Consider the following 19,937-nt stretch of genomic DNA (forward strand, 5'->3'; position numbering starts at 1 on the left):
CATCAATTAGAATTTGCATTATGAGTGTCTGTAGGGGCCTTTTGGGTAACCAAAGGAACCTTTTCCCAGGTTTATAATAAAGATATGACTTCTGGCGAGCAAAGAGGAAAAAGCCCGCAAGAAGTCTTACCTTATCGCAAGGTATATCGGAATATAAACAACTTCACAAAGTATCGGAGGACATATTATGAATTCCAATAAGCTGGCAGTAATCCTGCCCGGAACCGGGTATACCAAGGACAAACCTCTTCTTTACTATGCAATAACTATAGCTAAGAAGAAGGGCTACGAAATTGTAAGCGTTGATTACGACAAGTTTTTTGAAGGGGTAAACTACCGTAACAAGAATGAGATGGATGCAGTGACAGGTAAGGCCTATCAGTATGCTGCGGGGAGGCTTGACGAGATTGACTTTGGCAAGTATGAGACAGTTGTATTTATTGGGAAAAGCTTCGGGACAATAGTTGGAACTACCTATGCTTCTGAGCATGATCTTGCTCTTAAGCAGGTGTGGTATACACCGGTGATGGAGGCCTATGAAAAGGCTACCGGAAGTATTGTAGCCTTCATGGGTGACAAGGACCCAATAGCAAATGTAGAGGATGCTCTTTCCAAGGCAAAAGAAAAAGAGATTCCCATGCACGTATATCCAAATGCCAATCATTCACTGGCTACAGGAGATGCTCTGACAGATATAGATACGCTTAAAGACGTGATGACTATCACAAATGAATTTATTTAGTAATTTGATTTATTGTAATGCCTTTTTGAGAAAAGTTATCAATTACGCATATTTTAGGGTTCTTCAGATTGTGATAAGCTTAAGAAGCAAACAAATGTGGGAGGATTCTGCATTTGTTTGTTTTGCATTTGGAAAAGAAAAAAAGCGAACAGGAGATGATTTTTATGAAGAATTGGCATCATGTTGTGTGGTTTTTAGGTGGAGTCCTTTTTGGGACGGCAGGTGTAAAGGTACTTTCCAGTAAGGATGCAAAGAAGTGTTATACACATACTACAGCCGCGGTACTTAGGGCAAAAGACTGCGTAATGGATACGGCAAACAAGGTTCAGGAGAACTGTGATGACATTCTTGCTGAGGCTAAAGAGATAAATGCTGACCGCAAGGCAAAGGAAGATGAGGCAGTAGTCGGAGAATAATAGAATATGAAAATTGTCATTAAACATGAGATAAACGGACGTATTCGTTTTTCCATGCCAAAAAGACGTTTTTCTTATGAAGAAGCAGATAGATTACAATACTATCTGCTTTCTCTTGATGGTGTGGAAAAGGCTACCGTCTATGAGAGAAGTGCGGATGCAGTAGTTGTATATAAAGGCAGCAGGCAGGAGCTGCTTGCCAAGGTCTGCAGTTTTGATGCTGACGCGGAAGAAGTTAAAGCCCTTGTTCCGGAGAATACCGGAAGAGAACTTATGGCGTCTTATAAAGAAAAGCTGATCACAAAGGTTATTCTTCACTATGGCTGCAACTTCTTTCTGCCAACGCCCATACGAAGGATAAAAGCCTGGATAATGGCTGTAAAGTTTATCTATAGAGGACTTGTAAGTCTTATTAAGAACAAAAAGCTTGAGGTATCGGTTCTTGATGCTACGGCTATAACCGTATCTCTTTTGACCGGAGATTATCAGACCGCTTCCTCAGTCATGTTCCTTCTTGGAGTCGGAGATCTGCTTGAAGAATGGACTCATAAAAAGTCGGTGGACGACCTGGCAAGAAGTATGGCCCTTAAATCGGACAGAGTCTGGCTTAAGAAGGACGGTGTTGAAGTACAGGTGCCCATCAGCCAGGTTGTGCCCGGAGATGAGATCTCTGTGAGAGTGGGAAGCGTGATCCCTCTTGATGGAACAGTTGTCTCGGGAGAGGCTATGGTCAATCAGGCAACTCTCACCGGTGAAGGAATCCCCGTAGAGAAAAAAGAGGGGGCTTATGTCTACGCCGGAACAGTTATAGAGGAAGGCGATATAGTCCTTAAGGTTGAGAAGGCCTCCGGAGCAACCAGATATGAGAAGATCATTAAAATGATCGAAGAGTCTGAACAGCTCAAGTCCGGAGTGGAATCAAGGGCAGAGCATCTGGCGGACAGACTGGTTCCATATACTCTTGGTGGAACTATTCTTGCTTATCTGATAACAAGAAATGTTACCAAGGCGTTATCTGTACTGATGGTGGACTTTTCCTGCGCATTAAAGCTTTCAATGCCGGTGACAGTGATTTCTGCCATGCGTGAGTGTCAGGATAACCATCTTACAGTAAAAGGCGGAAAATTCCTGGAAGCTATTGCGGATGCTGATACCATAGTTTTTGATAAGACCGGAACGCTTACAATGGCCACACCTAAGGTTGTGGATGTTGTTACATTTTCGGGAAATGATAAGGATGAGATGTTGCGAATAGCGGCCTGCCTTGAAGAGCACTATCCCCACTCCATTGCTAATGCCGTAGTTGCTGAAGCCGCTAATAAGGGACTTGAGCATAATGAAATGCACAGTAAGGTGGAGTATGTGGTTGCCCATGGAATTGCTTCTGATATAGATGGTCAGAAGGTTGTCATTGGTAGCTGGCACTTTGTCATGGAGGACGAGCAGTGCGTGATCCCTGAAGGAGAGCAGGATAAGCTGGATGGCATTTCAAAACAGTATTCGAGGCTGTTCCTGGCTATAGGCGGAAGGCTGTCAGCTGTGATATGCTTGGAGGACCCGCTCAGACCTGAAGCTCCTGATGTTATTAAAAAACTTCATGAAGTCGGATTCAAGAATATTGTCATGATGACCGGGGATTCAAAGCATATCGCCAAAAGAGTTGCTAAAGATGTTGGCGTTGATTCATATTATGCGGAGGTTCTTCCTGAGGAAAAAGCCGGATTCATTCAGCAGGAGAAGGCAAAAGGCCACACAGTCGTAATGATCGGCGATGGAATAAATGATTCTCCGGCACTTTCAGAAGCGGACTGCGGAATTGCGATCAGTGAGGGAGCGCAGCTTGCCCGCCAGATCGCGGATGTAATGATATCAGAGGACGATCTGTATAAGCTTATTACTCTGAAAGAACTCAGTGGCCTTCTGATGAAGAGAATACATTTTAATTACAGGTTTGTGGTTGGTTTTAATCTGGGACTGATCGCTCTGGGCCTGCTGGGAACCATAGCACCTGCCACAAGTGCTACATTGCACAACGGTTCTACAATAGCCTTGGGGCTTCATAGTATGACTAATCTTAAGAGAGATGCAGAAAGAGAGAAGTTAAAATGAAGTGTCACAAGTTTTTTGCATGGGCAACGGTAATATGTTTTCTGCTTACAATGTATACCGGATATAAGAAACAATAATAGAGAAGTCGGAAAGTACAGTTACATAATACTTTCCGGCTTTTTTACTTTAGGAGTAATCTATCTGAAGATGCGGGAATACTCTTGAAAAAGAAGTTAGCTAGTGCTAACATATTATTTGGGCGGTGTAATTGATAATGTTTTTCATTAAAAATATGTAGTCAGACATACGTGGGAGGGGACTGTAATGGCTGATAAGATTCAGAAGGCATATCAGGCATCTAAGAACATATATGACGATGTGCTGACTCAGGGAAGCATTTTTAGCAAAATATATATTAAGATCTTCTGGAGCGGAACTGACGACAATGAGATAGCAAGGAAGATTCTTTCTTACATACCTGAGAATTATAAGGGGGCTATACTTGATGTGCCGGTGGGAACGGCAGTGTTTACAGAGCAGAAATGGAAGTCTCTGCCGGATGCTCAGATAACCTGCTTTGATTATAGCGTTGACATGATAGAGCAGGCTAGAAAGAGACTTGAAGGATATTCAAATATTTCCTGCATTCGGGGGGACGTTGGACATCTTCCTATGGAAGCTAATTCTTTTGATATCGTTCTATCTATGAACGGATTTCATGCATTTCCCGATAAGAAAAAAGCGTTCAGAGAGACCCACAGAGTGCTGAAACCCGCGGGAAAGAATACGCAGAACCGGTACTGAAAGCTATCGATGAATTTATGCAGATGGCAGTTTAAGGGGGAAGAATAATAACTGATCACACATAGTTGGAGAGATAGATGTTTGATAAAAGATTGATGGCCATGTGCCCGGAGAGTAAAAGGTATATAGTGGGAAACATCATCTGTCAGTGGATTGAACTCATGATGAATGCTGCGATGATTTTTATCATTGCAAACACTGTTGGGAAGCTGTACGTGAAAGAAATGGCTGCAGCTGATATGGTTGCAGCTATTGTTGTGCTGGCCTGTGTGCTTGTAGTTCGTTTCTTTATGACAAAGAAAACAACTCAGATGAGTTATCTTGCTTCGAAAACAGTTAAGCGTGTCATGAGGCAGCAGATTTACAGGAAGATACTAAGACTTGGCAACACCTATAGGGAGCATGTGGCGACTGCAGAGCTTGTGCAGGAATCGGTTGAAGGTGTGGAACAGTTGGAAAGTTATTTCGGGCTGTATGTCCCACAGTTTTTCTATGCCTTCATTGCCCCGATTACATTGTTTGTATTGTTTGGTATTGCAGGGAGCTTCAAGGTGGCAGCAGTATTACTTATCTGCGTTCCCCTTATTCCCGGGGCCATCATGATGGTTCAGAAGATTGCAAAAAAGCTCCTTTCCAAGTACTGGGATCAGTATGCTAAGCTTGGAAGCACATTTCTTGAAAATCTTCAGGGGATGACTACACTAAAGACTTACAGAGCAGATGCTTATAAGAATGAGCAGATGAATGCGGAATCAGAGAACTTCAGACGTATCACCATGAAGGTTCTCACTATGCAGCTTAATTCCATTATCATCATGGATTTCTTTGCATACGGCGGAGCGGCTCTTGGTATCGCTCTTGCTGGGAAAAGCTTTATAGATGGAAGTATAACTTTGCAGAGCACTGTCTTTATGATTCTTTTGTCTGCAGATTTCTTTTTGCCTATGCGAAAACTGGGTAGTTATTTCCATGTGGCCATGAACGGAATGGCAGCAAGTGACAGGATATTTAAGTTCCTTAGTGAAGAGGAACCAAAGGAAAAGTCTGCAGAGCTACCAGATACCGGGCTTGATATTAGATTAAAAGATGTCAGTTTTTCCTATGACGACGAAAAACAGGTTCTTACTGATATTTCAATGGAGATTTGTGAAAACACATTTACCGGAATAGTGGGAGAGAGCGGAAGTGGTAAATCCACCATCGCTTCGCTTATCATGGGGCGCAATTCTATAAAGCAAGGAGCACTTACAATAGCAAGGAGAAGTGTTTCAGATATCAGTGAGGAAAGCCTTTTTAAAAATATAAACTACGTTGGTATTGGTAGTACCTTCTTTAAGGGAACTGTGCGGGAAAATCTTCTTTTAGCGGATTCTGATGCATCTGAAGAAAATCTTTGGAATGCGCTTGCAGAGTGTGAAATCGATGGCTTCTTCAGAGGAGAAAAAGGGCTTGATACAATCCTTACAGAGAATGCAGGGAATCTGTCAGGAGGACAGAAGCAAAGACTTGCTCTTGCCAGGGCTATATTGCATAATTCAAAGGTTTATATCTTTGACGAAGCTACAAGCAACATAGATATTGAGAGCGAAGAACTGATTCTTTCAGAGATAAAGAAGCTTGCAAGAACAAAGACTGTTATCATGATCACGCACCGTCTTGCGAACGTAATGGATGCAGATAAGATTTATTGTATGGAGAACGGCAGAGTTTCCGGAGCCGGTACACATACAGAGCTTTTAGAATCAGATCCTGTGTACAGAGAACTTTGGAATACCCAGAAAGAGCTTGAGGAATACGGAAAAGGAGGTGCCATAGCATGAAGAAGCAAAACAAGGCACTGATCCTTTTTAGAATGCTAAAACTGGTTAAGCCTCTTGCAGGATTTATGATTCTGGCAGTAGTTCTAGGAACATTGGGATTCCTCACGGCAGAGTTTATACCGATACTTGGCGGGGAGGCTATTCTTATTGGCCTTGGGCTGCAGACAAAAATATCATGGAATACACTGGTCCTTCTGCTCCTTCTATTTGCGGTACTTAGGGCAATATTCCGTTTTTCTGAACAAAGAACCAACCATTACATTGCATTTACACTACTTGCGATTATAAGAGACAGGGTATTTAAGGCACTTAGAAGACTATGTCCTGCTAAGCTGGAGGGAAGAGATAAGGGGGATCTGATATCTCTTATCACGTCAGATGTGGAACTACTGGAAGTGTTTTATGCCCATACCATTTCGCCCATATGTATTGCTATCGTATCAGAAACTATCATGTGCCTGTTTATCGGAAGCTTTCATCTGCTTCTTGGAATTTTGGCACTTATATCATTCCTTCTTGTGGGAGCGGCGCTTCCTATGATTATTTCAAAACGGAGCGGGACGACAGGAGATGAGCTGCGGGCTCAGTCAGGGGAGCTTTCTGCCCATATGCTTGAAAGTATCAGAGGAATAGATGATACGCTTCAGTATTCCTACGGTGAAAAAAGGCTACAGGAAATAGGTGACAGAACTAAAGACTTATCGGAACGACAAGGAGCTCTTAGCAGGCTTACCGGAACAAATATGGCCATAGCAAATATACTGATCCTGCTCTCCGATATCGTAATGTTACTTGCGTGCACCTGGCTTTATCAGAAGGGGCAGGTGGGATTTGACGGATTTCTTATTCCGATGATCGCGCTGATGTCATCATTTGGCCCTGTTACAGCTTTGGCTGCACTTGGTACGACGCTCCAGAGTACGGTGGCATCCGGGGCAAGGGTGCTTGCTATCATTGATGAAGAACCTGAGACGGAAGATGTAGTCGGGAAAACAACAATAGACTTTCATGGAGCTGAGGTAAAAGAAGTCTCTTTTGCCTACGCCGGAGAAGATGTGCTGGATAACGTATCACTTCCGATACCCCGTGGAAAGATCATAGGCATTGTTGGAAAGAGTGGATGCGGTAAGTCAACGCTTTTGAAACTGCTTATGAGATTTTGGAATGCCGGTAAAGGTGAAATTCTTGTGTCAGGCAAAAATATCCATGAGATAAATACAGATAATCTTCGAGATATGGAAAGCTATATGACCCAGGAAACCCAGCTTTTTAAAGACACCATCGCCAACAATATCCGCATCGGAAACTTAAATGCAACAGATGAAGAGGTTGTGGAGGCCTGCAAAAAAGCATCTATACATGACTTTATAATGACACTTCCCACCGGATACGATACTGAAGTCGGTGAGCTGGGAAGCACTCTGTCAGGCGGAGAAAAGCAAAGAATCGGCCTTGCAAGAGCGTTTCTTCATAATGCACCGTTTATGCTTCTTGATGAACCTACAAGTAATCTCGACAGCTTAAACGAAGCGGTAATCCTGAAATCACTAAAGGAAGAATCGAAGGAAAAAACCGTTATTCTTGTTTCGCACAGAGAATCCACCATGAGGATTGCAGACGATATTCTTGCAATGGAAGGCGGAAGGATATCATGATTGCCATGGACGCAGCAGCTTGGCTGGGAACTGGATAAGCTTCTTGAAATGACACTTAAGGCTATGGCTAAAAGTGAGGACATGATTAACGAGGAGATGGAAGCCGTGGCCTAGGGGATGTGGTACTAATGGAAAACAATATTTTTTATCTCAATAACCTATTGACATAGTATGTAAATGCAGATACTATACTTTTTCAGTGACTATAGTGTTTTGTTTATGAAGGAATAATAGGTATGCTTAACCAGTTTTCTAGAACCCAGCTTCTTTTGGGACAGGAAGGGATGGAATCCTTATATAAAAAGAAAGTAGCTGTCTTTGGCATTGGAGGAGTGGGCGGATATGTATGTGAAGCCCTAGTCCGTAGCGGTATTGGCTCTTTTGATTTGATAGATGATGACAAAGTTTGTCTGACTAATTTGAACAGACAGATAATTGCTACAAGAAAAACAGTTGGAAAGTACAAGGCAGAGGTGATGAAGGAACGCATGCTGGAGATAAATCCGGATGTAGATGTAGAAATACACAAATGCTTTTTCTTGCCGGAAAATGCTGATGAATTTCCTTTTCATGAATATGATTATATTGTTGATGCGGTTGATACAGTAACTGCAAAAATTGAACTGATCCTTAGGGCACAGAAGGAAAATGTTCCAATAATAAGTGCTATGGGCGCTGGTAATAAGCTTGACGCCGGAAGGCTCAAGGTGGCAGATATATATGACACGAGAGTATGTCCTTTGGCCAGAGTTATGCGAAGAGAATTAAAGAAAAGAAATGTTAAAAAACTTAAGGTTGTCTATTCTGATGAACAGCCCATCAGGCCTTTGGAGGATATGTCTATAAGCTGCAGGACACATTGTATCTGCCCACCGGGAGCTCAGCATAAATGTACAGAACGGAGGGATATTCCTGGAAGTACTGCTTTTGTTCCCGCGGTAGCGGGACTCCTTATTGCAGGAGAAATAGTAAATGATTTGAGCAGAAATGAAAAAACTGGAGAGTAATCTTATAGATACAGCAAAGGCTCAGGATTTGGCTATGAGCTGATAGACTTTGTGAACAGATTTTCAAGAAGGAATTGTAAAAAGGTGGATAAGAAACAGCTCTTTAAATATGCGTTTATAAAGTCAATACCGATCATGTGCAGTTATCTTTTTGTGAGTATGGCCTATGGAATCCTGATGGAAGAGTCGGGGGTTGAATGGTATTACTCACTCCTTGTCAGCCTGTCTGTATATACTGGAGCTTTTCAGTTTGTTTTGACTACGTTGCTTTCGGCGGGAGCATCAATACTTACGATAATGATAACAGCTCTTTTCATGAACAGCAGGCAGACTTTTTATAGCCTGTCGTTTGTTGATGAGTTCAGTAGCATGGGATGGAAAAAGCCGTACATGATCCATACTATGACCGATGAGACATATGCTGTGAACTGCACGTTGGAATTGAAAGATGCAGAGAAGAAGCAGGTTATGTTCTGGGTGGCGTTCTTATCACGTTGCTATTGGATGACAGGAGCTGTTATTGGCGGCGTCCTGGGGCAGATAATTCCGTTTTCATTGGAAGGCATTGATTTCTCTATGACTGCATTGTTTGTAATCATTTTTATAGATCAGTGGGAAAAGGCAGATACTCATAAACCTGCATTGGCTGGATTGGCTGTGGGAATTATCAGCCTCTTAATATTTGGAGAGAATCAGTTTATGCTTCCGGCTCTTATCATTGTTTCAATGCTGCTAGTTTGGTATAACTCAAGAAAGCAGGTGGCAGTAGAATGATGAGACCATGGCATATTTTATTGGCAATAGTAATGTCAGCGCTAATCACCTTTGGACTTAGGGCGCTACCATTTGTTCTTTTCAGAGGCGGACGCAGTATGCCGGAATGGATGCAGCGCCTTGGACAGATTCTTCCATCAGCAATCATGGCTGTGCTTATCGTATACTGCTTGAAAGGGGCGAAGAGTAATCCTATCGGAATAGGAATTCCCGGGATTATTGCAGTTGCTGTTGTTGTAGCAAGTTATAAGAGGAAGCACAATACATTTATCAGCATTATAGTCGGAACTGCTGCGTATATGATTATGTTAAGATGCATGTGATAAAGTGAGCTTTTTAAATATTTCTAAATGTTTTGATTTGATAATGGAATAAGCACCTGCACCAATTGCGAAGTACATGACATTCCATTTTGGAATATCACGATATTCATTTTGGTCATTAGCGAAGAATTTGTCAAGTAAATATAATGAGGATACGAGGTAGGACAGATGGAAGTAAAAGCACTGATAGAAAATCTTACAGACAGTGGATGCTCTGCGGAAGGAACAAGAAGAGCAAAAGCGCTTTACGAAGCAGGAGATATGGATGGGCTCGTAAAGTATCTTCGAAAATGTCGATGTGATCTGGTGGAGGAAATGCACGACAGTCAGAGGAAGGTTGATCGGATGGACTATCTGATCAGACAGACACAAAAAGAAGCGGATAAACAGTGATAAGAGAACGGAGGATGCAATCATGATCAAAAAGGAAGAACTGAAACTGGTAACTGAATGGGACAAAACATTCCCTATGAGCGATAAGGTAGACCACAGCAAGGTGACCTTTGTGAACCGATATGGGATAACACTTGCGGCAGATCTGTATGTACCCAAAGATAAAGAGGGCAGACTTCCCGCAATCGCAGTATGCGGTCCCTTTGGTGCAGTTAAGGAGCAGTGTAGTGGATTGTATGCACAGACCATGGCAGAGAGAGGCTTTTTGACAATAGCATTTGATCCTTCTTTTACCGGAGAAAGTGGCGGGAACGTAAGATATATGGCTTCCCCGGATATCAATACTGAGGATTTCATGGCGGCGGTTGACTTTCTTTCCCTGAATGACAGAGCCTGTCCTGACAGGATAGGGATCATAGGTATCTGCGGCTGGGGCGGAATGGCAATCAATACGGCGGCGCTTGATACGAGAATAAAGGCAACCGTGGCATCCACCATGTATGATATGACCAGGGTGAACGCAAAAGGTTACTTTGACAGTGAGGACAGTGAAGAGGCACGTTATGAGAAGAAGAAAGCTATGTGTGCTCAGAGGCTGGAGGATCTGAAATCGGGTGATTATAAGCTTGGCGGTGGAGTTGTCGATCCGTTGCCTTCGGATGCACCTTTCTTTGTTAAGGATTACCATAGCTATTACAAGACCGATCGTGGATATCATGCAAGAAGCCTTAACTCTAATGGTGGTTGGAATGTGACCGGATGTGAGTCTTTCATAAACCAGCCCATCCTGAAATATTCAAACGAGATCAGAAGTGCGGTGCTTCTTATCCACGGAGAAAAGGCTCATTCGTGCTATTTCTCAAAGGATGCCTATGCATATATGACAAAGGACAGCAAGTATGCGGATAACAAGGAACTAATGATCATTCCTGATGCTGTACACACAGATCTGTATGACGGCGGTGACAAGGATTATATCCCGTTCGATAAGATAGAGAGTTTTATGAGTGAGCATCTTAAATAAAGGTGGATGAATGAAAAGAGCAAAGAGCGCCATCTGCGTGATCATGATGATGTTTGTGATCTCGGCGTGTGCAGGTAGAACATCAAATGATAGCGCGGTCTCAATAAGGGAGCAGGAAGAGATTCCCGGAGAAGCAGAAGAAACGACTCTGACTGCTTCTCCGGAGAACGGCAGCAATGGGATGCCGGAACAAGAAGAATCAAGAGAAAAGGTAATAGTTATGGATGAATTACTCCTTTCGGTCGGAGACAAAAACTTATCTGTTGAATGGGAAGATAATGAGAGCGTGGATGCGCTCAAAGATCTTGCCAGATCCGAAATGAAGATCAATATGGCTATGTATGGGGGATTTGAGCAGGTCGGTAGTATTGGTACTTCTCTTCCGAGGAATGACAGTCAGATGACTACAAGTCCGGGTGACATTGTACTTTATTCAGGAAACCAGATAGTCATATTTTACGGTTCAAATTCCTGGGCATATACAAGGCTGGGAAAGATTACGGGACTTAATGAAAAGGAACTTGAAGATACGTTCGGAAACGGTGACGTTACAATCGGCTTAAGTGTCGGAGGATAAACAGATACATCAGAACTTCTCGGTGATGAGACTATAAAATCCATCGCAGAAGCTCACGGAGTATCATCTGCGCAGGTTATTCTGCGATGGGATCTGCAAAGAGGTATCGTGGTCATACCGGGATCAGGAAATCCGGATCATATAAAAGAGAACCTCGATCTGTTCGGGTTTGAACTGACAGAAGATGAAATGGAGAAGATTTTACTGTTGGATCGGGGCGAAAAGCATGACTGGTATTGAGAAAATTACTATAATGTAAGGGGCAGAGCAGGCGAAGCCTTTAAGGACGGATTGAAACTGAAATAATAATAAAGATCGGAGAACGAACGAATGAATAAAGTGCTCATCTTAAACGGGAGCCCACATCAACACGGTTGTACAGCGACTGCACTTGATGAAATGATCAAAGTGTTTGAAGAGGAAGGAGTCGGGACAGAACTGATCCAGGTAGGAACAAAAGATATCAGAGGCTGCATTTCCTGTAACAAATGCAGCGAAAACGGAAAGTGTGTGTTTGATGATCTCGTAAATGAAGTCGCACCCAAGCTTGAAGAAGCGGATGGTCTGGTTGTGGGAAGTCCGGTATACTATGGATCTCCAAATGGAAATATCATTTCCTTCATGGACAGGTTGTTCTACAGCACACATTTTTCAAAGCATATGAAGGTAGGAGCTGCAGTAGTAAGCTGCAGAAGAGGAGGCAATACGGCAAGCTTTGATGTATTGAACAAATACTTTACCATCAGCGGTATGCCGGTGGTGTCTTCAACTTATTGGAATCAGGTACATGGATTTACTGCGGATGATGTCAAAAAAGATCTGGAAGGACTTCAGACTATGAGAAACCTTGCACGGAATATGAGCTTTATGATCAAGGCGTTTTCTGATGCCAAGGTGAAATACGGTTATCCGGAAGTTGAGAGAGGATTCTTCACCAGCTTCCCGGATGGTAAGTGATCGGCGGCGAAGAAAGTGAGATGGTACAGAGGATGTGATGGGATGAAAAGAGTATTTCTGGGTTTATTGCTTTTTGTCATGCTTTTTATTGTTTCAGCCTGTACGGGAAAGCTCTTTACCCAGTATAGTTGATGAAACAGAATAAACAGGCGCCCATTGCTACCGAGTAGTGGGATTAACGTCATTTCTTTACCGTTAGGTCTTAGCAGGTAAGGAAATGGCGTATTTTGTTATATGGAGGTTTTCTATGAAATGGATCTATTTGCTTATTGCAGGTGCTCTTGAAATTACATGGGCGGTAACTATGAAAATGTCCGATGGATTTTCACTGCTGATTCCATCTATAATAACCGGTGCCGGGTATATAGCCAGCGCAGTATTTCTTTCGATAGCGTTGAAACAGCTACCGTTGGGAACAGCATATGCCATGTGGACCGGTATGGGAATTGTTGGAACTACGTTGCTGGGAATAATTCTTTTCCATGAAAAGCTCACAATTCCACAAGTGATATGTGTTATTCTGATTGTAGTTGGAATAGCAGGACTGAAGATTTTGGCGAAAGAATGAGGTTTACCATGTTTAGAAAGATGAGAAGATTTAATCAGCAGATTTCTTGATGGTATTCCCGATTTCGAAAAACTGGATCAGTGTTTTGTTCATACGGACTTGGGGCCGCACAACACAATGCTTGATCAGAACGGCAGAGTCGTATTGGTCGACCTGGACGATTCCGGTATCGGCAGCAGGTTTCTGGATTTGGGCTGGCCGTTTATCATGCAATTTGTGGAATTCAATCACGATACGGAAGAGATGCAATATCGGTTTGAGCTGGCCGAGAGCTTCCTTCGAGGATATTATGGGGAAAATGGCATACCACGGGAAGAGTTTGACCTTATTTTCCATAGAGCGGTCTGATGGGATTATGAGTGCTTTCTGTAGCAGCATTTTGATAGAAAGACACTTGTGAGAACATCGGCTCATTATAGGAGTGTTTGAGAAAAGAGGCATAAACACTTGAAAAATGGTTGGATTATTGCAGGAGTGTCTAATCTGAATGTGCTAACACTTGTAAATCAATGGAATTGCCATATGAGTGTCGATATTGCTGTATTTACCTGAAAAAGACCTGAAAAAGACACTTGTGGGATGAAGCAATCTTTATATGAGTGTTATGTGCGGGAATTTGTGGAGTAGTCAAACACTTGTATCAGTCATAGTTTGCTATTCGCGTGTCGGACTCCAATAGTAAGACACACTTTAACTTCCAGAATAATAGAGGAGCATTATGGATAACAGTATTATTGAGTGTTTTATCAGAAAACAAAAGGTTGCTTTCATCTGTTCAGTTGATGAAGAGGGATTTCCGAATGTGAAAGCTATGTTGAATCCGAGAAAGATGGAAGGCATAAAGAGTTTCTATTTTTCGACAAACACATCTTCAATGAGAGTAAAACAGTACATGAATAATCCCAATGCCTGTATTTACTTCTATCATAAAGGATTGATAAAGTACGTAGGTGTTATGCTGAAAGGCAAAATGGAAGTACTGACAGACCAAGAGACCAAAGATATGATCTGGCGTAAAGGTGATACGATGTTCTATAAGGGCGGGGTTACCGATCCGGATTATTGTGTATTGAAGTTCACCGCTGAGAGCGGAAGGTACTATTGTGATTTGAAGACGGAGAGTTTCACAATCGAATAGTAAGTTCAATTTAAAGATAATTTGCTACTAGGTGTTGAGGAGATTAAAGACATGTTTTGGGACAAGATTTCACCTTTATATGACATATTTGAAAATATTTATAACGGCAAGGTATATACCGGTACCGGGAAAAAGGTTGCAGAACTTATAGATTCGTCGGATGAAGTATTGGAATGCGCATGTGGAACAGGTGCTATCAGTATATATATTGCGCAGAAGTGTAAAAAGTTGATCGCAACAGACTTTGCAACCGGGATGCTTCGGAGAGCAGCAAAGAAATGCCGGAATTACCCGAATGCTGTGTTCAAGAAAGCTGATATTACAAATATCAAATGCAAAGATGCCCGCTTTGATAAAGTGGTTGCAGGTAACGTGATCCATTTGTTGCCTGACCCGGAGAAGGCACTTCATGAATTGGAAAGGGTAGTTAAGCCGGGAGGTGAGATCATCATTCCGACTTATATCAATATGTCAAAGGGAACGGGAACAGCAGCGGTTAAGTTCATTACTCTTCTCGGAGCAGATTTCAAAAGGCAGTTTGATCTGGATTCATATAAGGCATTTTTTGAAGACAAGGGATATACCGGAGTAGAGTATCATGTGGTCGACGGGCGCATGCCATGCGCTATTGCTGTAATAACCAAAGCTTAGCGTTTTATATTCTTTCGTAAACAAACGGTGTAAGACCGAACAAAAAAACAGATTACATATATATGCAACCTGCAGTTTTGTTCGGGCTTCACACCGTTTTTATTAAGCGGAATAACCATGCTTAATATCCCGTTGATAGTATCTGCAGTCATATTTGGAGCAGGTCATATATACGTAACCCGGAGGGCATAATGAAAAAGATATTCGCTAGAGCTATAGCTGGAGTAATTACAACATCAATGGTTTTTTCCGGATGTAGTCTTCAGAGAATCTCTGAAAAGGATTGTCGATATCGCCAGGTGGCTTTCTGATTCGCAAAAATAATAAAACTTCAAATTTGCGAAATAAACAAAAATGCTCTTCGTCATTTATATTGATGAAAGGGGTATAGATGTTGACGAGTATATGCAGAACATCCCGAAGTCAAGGCACAGGTAGATGAGCTGAAAGCTGCTATGGAAAATAAAATGCCGGATTATAGCTTTGTGTGGAAGATGATATAGGTTTATGTTGAGGGTTGTCGAAATTTGACGACCCTTTTTGCATATACTATATTTAATATTGATTTTGTCGTATGCACACGATAAAATATAGTTAAAGTAAAGTACAAAAACGAAAGTTTTTTGGAGGCTTGTATATGAACCACAGTATATTGAAGCAGGTCATTTTTGATCAAATTGAAGTAATAAAGAATGCTGATATTATCGAAAGAGATTATTCCTTCGAAAAAAATGTAAACTATGTATTGGTAGGACTACGTAGATCCGGCAAGTCCACCCTTTTATATAAGATTGCAAAAGAGCTTGTGGCTGAAGGCTGCGACTGGTCTCAGATAATCTATGTGAATTTTGAGGACGACAGATTACTGGGATTTACTATGAATGATTTCAACGACATCGTAGAAACGGCCTATGAACTGACGGATGCAAAAGATATTTATTATTTCTTTGACGAGATTCAGATCATAGAAGGGTGGGAGCATTTTGCCAGGAGAATGGCAGACCAGAAAAAGCGTGTATACATTACCGGAAGTAATGCAAAAATGCTCAGTTCAGAGATGGCAAGCATCCTGGGTGGAAGATATATACCAAAGATGATCATGCCTTTCTCATTTGGTGAAGCGCTGGACTATAAAAAGATTGCGCATGATGACGCAGCCCTTCTCACTACTTCAAAATCTGCGAAGATAAGGAGAGCATGTCAGGAATATGTCTCAGACGGAGGATTCCCTGAAGCACAGCTTCTGAATAATAAAAGGGAATACATAAAGAGCGTTTATGAGAAGGTCCTGCTTGGCGATATCATGGAGCGTGAGCAGGTTAAGAATAAAATGGCACTCCGGCTCATGATAAAAAAGATTGCAGAGACAGTGATGCATGAGGTTTCATTTAATACACTTGCAGGCAATGTTAAGGCTACAGGAACCAAGACTTCTACTGATTCAATGATAGAGTATACTGCCTACGCTGAGAATGCATATCTGCTGTTCAGGACAAGGAATTATGTTTCCAAGTTTGCAGAAAAAGAGAGTATCCCGAGGTTTTATTTTTATGATAATGGTCTGCTTTCACTGTTTTTGGTGGATAAGCCATCAGCTCTTTTGGAAAATGCAGTCGCAGTTCATCTTAAACGCAGATATGAGGATGATGTTTACTATTGTAAATCCAAGCAGACCGGCATATACATTGACTTTTATCTGCCGGAAGAAGGCTGTGCAATACAGGTTGCTTATGCTCTTGGAGATGCGGAAGAACGTGAGACGAGGAGTCTCGTATCTTTTGCAGAGAAAACTGAAGGCGTAAAAAAGCTGATAATAGTCACAAATGAAGAAGAAAGAAGCATTGAAAGAGATGGGCATGAAATAGAAGTAATTCCTATACATAAGTTTCTTTTGGCTTGATTCATAATGATTTGATTTTTAGGGGTGAGACGTATGAAAGGAAGCTATGATGAGTTTGATAACGGTTTTGGATTTCAAGTAGGTATTTGTTTTGTGTTTTATTTGCTCTTCCTCGGAATACTTGATATGTTGGGGATGAGATAATGCTTTTCTGAGAGCTGCCTGTTATAGGGCGGTGTTCATAAAACAGTAACATTAAAATGAGCGCTGTCTATACTGGATTGGCATGGCAAAAAAAGAATAGAGTTCAATGATCAGGAGGGTGCTCGGAAAAGAGCACCCTCTGTTTTATTGCTGCTCTTGACGGCTAATTCAAATTAGCCTACAATTAAGCTAATTCAGATTAGCCAATTATGAAGAGGAGACGAAATGGATACCAAGCACAGGATATTGGATGAAGCATTGACACTGTTTTCCGAGAAGGGATATGCAAATGTTTATGTTGCGGATATTGCAGAGAAGGTAGGCATTAAGGCTCCATCCTTATACAAACATTATAAAAACAAGCAGGCTATCTTCGATGCCATCATTGAAGAGATGAGCAGGCGATTTTTGGAGGAGGCAGGTGCATTACAGATAAACGGAGCGGATGCAGTAGTGGATTCCGAGATCTACAGGCATATATCGGAAGAGCAGCTGATTGCGCTGGGGAACAATCTGTTTAAATATTTTCTGCACGATGACTACACAAGGCGTTTTCGTAAGATGCTCACCATAGAGCAGTTTCATGATAAGAAGCTTGCGGATACATATATGAAACAGTATGTTGATGATCCGCTTTCCTATCAGGGCATGATGTTTGGGCTGATGGTCTCCTCCGGCGTTTTGCAGACCGAGAATGTGGAGATCATGACATTGCATTTTTACGCACCGATATATATGCTTCTGACCATATGCGATCGGGAACCCGAACGTGAGGAAGAGGCACTTAAGACACTGGAAGCTCACATTCGGCAGTTTAACAAACTGTACGCAAGAGATGAGAACTCCATTATGGATAACAAGACGAGATCGCGGAGGAGTACAAAATGAAGATCACTGTAATTAATGGAACTGAAAAGCACGGCGTAACCTACAGAATGAAAGAAATCTTTTTAGAACAGTTCAGAGCTGATGCAGAGATCACCGAATACTATCTTCCCAAGGATGGTCCGGGGTTTTGCACGGGATGTACTGCATGCTTCAGGAATAATCAGAACCTCTGCAAGGATGCTGAAAAGGTTCAGAAGATCGAGAAGTCCTTATTTGAAGCAGATCTTCTTGTTTTTACATCACCGGCATATGTATTCCATACAACCGGTGCAATGAAGGCTATGCTTGACCATTTTGGCTATAGGTGGATGCCTCATCGCCCGGCAAAGGAAATGTTCGGAAAGCGGGCAGTGATAATCACACAGTGCCTTGGAGCCGGGGGTAAATCTACAGCTAAGGATATTAAGGACAGCCTGTCCTGGTGGGGCATTTCTGCCATCAAAGTCGTAAGCTTCAAACTGATGTCTGAAATTGACTGGGACAAGATCGAGGACAAGAAGAAAGCATCCTTCCAAAAGAAACTAAGCAGTGTTGCTCAAAAATTTCACGCCATAAATTATGATAAACCGGGCCATACAAGTGCTATAGTTAAAGCAAAGTTCTATATCGTAAGGATGCTGCAGACGAGCCTGGGTAAGCAGAATCCTGAATATACCGACTTTAAGTATTGGAATGAGAATGGCTGGATCGGTAAAGTCAGGCCATGGAAATAAGGGGAGATGGGATGATCGTAAATATTACAGATTCAAATGAAAAGCGGGCTATCGCAAGAAAAGTACGATAACTAAGCAGATAGGATAAAAAAGGAAAGATAAACCTATGTCAGACAGAAAATATTTGTATACGGAAAGGGCGCACTATATGTGTCCGAATATGCACTTTGGCATCGTAGCCGAGATTGGGGCCGAGTTTGATGAGAACAGGATCATCAAGAGCATAGATGTTCTAAGGTCAGCTCATCCGCTTATGAGAAGTCTGATCGCTAAGGAGCAGGGAAGTTCCGGGATATATTATGAAGAGCAATCGGAGCTTGAAATCCCTGTAACAATAAAAAAAGTAAACGATAACTGGCAGACTGATTATGAGGCAGTATCCTCAGCCGGCTGGAACGTTCAAAAGGAAGCACTGCTTAAGGTCTTTGCTTATCCTTCCGAGAGCGGCACGAGGGTCCTTTTTATAACGCATCATCTTCTTTGCGACGGAAGAGGACTTCTTCAGCTGGTGCGGGAGTTTGCAGATTATTATGCGAACGATGTGAAGCCGCAGCCTGTTGATGAGAAGCTTATGGAAAGTCTTAATGACCTTCCCGACGGCAGCAACCTTGGATTTATCAGCAAGTTGCTCATCAAGGGTGCCAATAAGAAATGGCGTAAAGAAGGGCACAAGGTCAGCTACGAGGAGTATCTTAAGTTTGAACGTGATCATGATTCGAAACAGGATATTAAGCGCGAAATAATGAATATTGACGAAGAAGAGCTTGATACTCTCCTTGATCTGTGCAGAGAAAACGGGGTATCGCTCAATGATTATCTTGTTGCTAAGATGATGATCGATGAGAGCACGGATAGGGTGGTCATAGCTTCCGACATAAGGAATAAGATCAAAAACTATAAGGAAGGTGCTCTTGGAAACTATGCTACTGCCTTCGGCGTGGTGGTTAAGAAGAAAAGTTCAGAGATAATTGAACTTGCCAAGGCTGTAGATCATGAAGTCGGGAGCATCATAAGTAAGCCTGATAAGGAAATGCTTGTTCTTTCGTGTTATTTCAATATGGACCCCGAGCTACTCGATGCCATAGCTATATCGACTCTTGGCAATTTTGAGAGCAAGGCCGGCAGATTTGTCGGCAGCAAGATGTTCGGCTATGAAAAGCGTGACGGACATTGTATCACCAACCTTGGCAGGGTAGAGAGTAGCGTCATAAGCGAGGCCATATTTATTCCGCCTGCGTCTCCCGCAAACAGGAAGGCGTGGGGAGTTCTGACGATAAACAAGAAGATGAGGATATGTTCGATACATTCAAGGTGAATATGTAATTTGGAGAGAATTTTGAAGGAATCCAGTACTCCGGCTGAATTACCGCTACACTAAACGGAAATAGTATAAT

At 42.2% G+C, this 19,937-nt stretch carries 21 protein-coding genes and 1 pseudogene; all 22 read left to right on the forward strand.

Features of this window, described 5'->3' with window-relative positions:
* Positions 1–187: 187 nt before the first annotated feature.
* The 22 genes and pseudogenes from NXH67_RS00365 to NXH67_RS00475 all read left to right on the forward strand — a co-directional run bounded on the left by NXH67_RS00365 (position 188) and on the right by NXH67_RS00475 (position 19,858).
* On the forward strand, positions 188–742 hold the full coding sequence (locus tag NXH67_RS00365; protein WP_022779692.1) for a dienelactone hydrolase family protein: 555 nt from the start codon (positions 188–190) through the stop codon (positions 740–742).
* A gap of 164 nt (positions 743–906) precedes the next feature.
* The gene (locus NXH67_RS00370) at positions 907–1,158 is read left to right on the forward strand and encodes a DUF6110 family protein (protein ID WP_026668843.1); all 252 of its coding nucleotides are present in this window, start codon (positions 907–909) and stop codon (positions 1,156–1,158) included.
* Positions 1,159–1,164: 6 nt separating this feature from the next.
* Positions 1,165–3,267, forward strand: a complete 2,103-nt coding sequence (locus tag NXH67_RS00375; RefSeq protein WP_272795967.1) for a heavy metal translocating P-type ATPase — start codon at positions 1,165–1,167, stop codon at positions 3,265–3,267.
* A gap of 264 nt (positions 3,268–3,531) precedes the next feature.
* Positions 3,532–4,011 carry a class I SAM-dependent methyltransferase gene (locus NXH67_RS00380; RefSeq protein WP_272795968.1) on the forward strand — a complete coding sequence of 160 codons (480 nt, stop codon included), beginning with the start codon at positions 3,532–3,534 and terminating at the stop codon, positions 4,009–4,011.
* A gap of 77 nt (positions 4,012–4,088) precedes the next feature.
* Positions 4,089–5,831, forward strand: coding sequence for an ABC transporter ATP-binding protein/permease (locus NXH67_RS00385; protein ID WP_272795969.1), 1,743 nt, complete (start codon positions 4,089–4,091; stop codon positions 5,829–5,831).
* Positions 5,828–7,486, forward strand: coding sequence for an amino acid ABC transporter ATP-binding/permease protein (locus NXH67_RS00390; protein WP_272795970.1), 1,659 nt, complete (start codon positions 5,828–5,830; stop codon positions 7,484–7,486). Before NXH67_RS00385 ends, NXH67_RS00390 begins: the two co-directional genes overlap by 4 nt.
* A gap of 236 nt (positions 7,487–7,722) precedes the next feature.
* A complete protein-coding gene (locus NXH67_RS00400; protein WP_272795971.1) occupies positions 7,723–8,493 on the forward strand; it encodes a tRNA threonylcarbamoyladenosine dehydratase in 771 nt (256 codons plus the stop codon).
* 84 nt (positions 8,494–8,577) lie between these two features.
* Entirely contained in the window at positions 8,578–9,267 is a 690-nt protein-coding gene (locus NXH67_RS00405; RefSeq protein WP_272795972.1) for an AzlC family ABC transporter permease, read from the forward strand.
* Entirely contained in the window at positions 9,264–9,590 is a 327-nt protein-coding gene (locus NXH67_RS00410) for a branched-chain amino acid transporter permease (RefSeq protein WP_330676529.1), read from the forward strand. Before NXH67_RS00405 ends, NXH67_RS00410 begins: the two co-directional genes overlap by 4 nt.
* A 168-nt stretch (positions 9,591–9,758) precedes the next feature.
* Positions 9,759–9,983: a hypothetical protein gene (locus NXH67_RS00415; RefSeq protein ID WP_022779700.1), complete on the forward strand. Its 225-nt coding sequence runs from the start codon at positions 9,759–9,761 to the stop codon at positions 9,981–9,983.
* Positions 9,984–10,005: 22 nt separating this feature from the next.
* Positions 10,006–11,007 carry an alpha/beta hydrolase gene (locus tag NXH67_RS00420; protein WP_022779701.1) on the forward strand — a complete coding sequence of 334 codons (1,002 nt, stop codon included), beginning with the start codon at positions 10,006–10,008 and terminating at the stop codon, positions 11,005–11,007.
* A gap of 10 nt (positions 11,008–11,017) precedes the next feature.
* Positions 11,018–11,584, forward strand: coding sequence for a cyclophilin-like fold protein (locus NXH67_RS00425; protein ID WP_272795973.1), 567 nt, complete (start codon positions 11,018–11,020; stop codon positions 11,582–11,584).
* Between the two features lie 30 nt (positions 11,585–11,614).
* A pseudogene (locus tag NXH67_RS18355) lies at positions 11,615–11,824 on the forward strand (aldo/keto reductase); the annotation flags it as partial.
* 90 nt (positions 11,825–11,914) lie between these two features.
* Entirely contained in the window at positions 11,915–12,541 is a 627-nt protein-coding gene (locus NXH67_RS00435; RefSeq protein ID WP_272795974.1) for a flavodoxin family protein, read from the forward strand.
* A gap of 247 nt (positions 12,542–12,788) precedes the next feature.
* Positions 12,789–13,109: a DMT family transporter gene (locus NXH67_RS00440; protein ID WP_272795975.1), complete on the forward strand. Its 321-nt coding sequence runs from the start codon at positions 12,789–12,791 to the stop codon at positions 13,107–13,109.
* Positions 13,110–13,142: 33 nt separating this feature from the next.
* Positions 13,143–13,457, forward strand: coding sequence for a phosphotransferase family protein (locus NXH67_RS00445; protein ID WP_272795989.1), 315 nt, complete (start codon positions 13,143–13,145; stop codon positions 13,455–13,457).
* 370 nt (positions 13,458–13,827) lie between these two features.
* The gene (locus NXH67_RS00450; RefSeq protein ID WP_272795976.1) at positions 13,828–14,247 is read left to right on the forward strand and encodes a pyridoxamine 5'-phosphate oxidase family protein; all 420 of its coding nucleotides are present in this window, start codon (positions 13,828–13,830) and stop codon (positions 14,245–14,247) included.
* 51 nt (positions 14,248–14,298) lie between these two features.
* A complete protein-coding gene (locus tag NXH67_RS00455; RefSeq protein WP_272795977.1) occupies positions 14,299–14,898 on the forward strand; it encodes a class I SAM-dependent methyltransferase in 600 nt (199 codons plus the stop codon).
* 637 nt (positions 14,899–15,535) lie between these two features.
* On the forward strand, positions 15,536–16,798 hold the full coding sequence (locus tag NXH67_RS00460) for an ATP-binding protein (protein ID WP_272795978.1): 1,263 nt from the start codon (positions 15,536–15,538) through the stop codon (positions 16,796–16,798).
* A 369-nt stretch (positions 16,799–17,167) separates the two neighbouring features.
* Entirely contained in the window at positions 17,168–17,830 is a 663-nt protein-coding gene (locus NXH67_RS00465) for a TetR/AcrR family transcriptional regulator (RefSeq protein WP_272795979.1), read from the forward strand.
* The gene (locus NXH67_RS00470; RefSeq protein ID WP_272795980.1) at positions 17,827–18,543 is read left to right on the forward strand and encodes a flavodoxin family protein; all 717 of its coding nucleotides are present in this window, start codon (positions 17,827–17,829) and stop codon (positions 18,541–18,543) included. Before NXH67_RS00465 ends, NXH67_RS00470 begins: the two co-directional genes overlap by 4 nt.
* 106 nt (positions 18,544–18,649) lie before the next feature.
* On the forward strand, positions 18,650–19,858 hold the full coding sequence (locus tag NXH67_RS00475; protein WP_272795981.1) for a condensation domain-containing protein: 1,209 nt from the start codon (positions 18,650–18,652) through the stop codon (positions 19,856–19,858).
* Positions 19,859–19,937: the final 79 nt, after the last annotated feature.

The organism is Butyrivibrio sp. DSM 10294 (assembly GCF_028539135.1).
Lineage (GTDB): Bacteria > Bacillota > Clostridia > Lachnospirales > Lachnospiraceae > Butyrivibrio.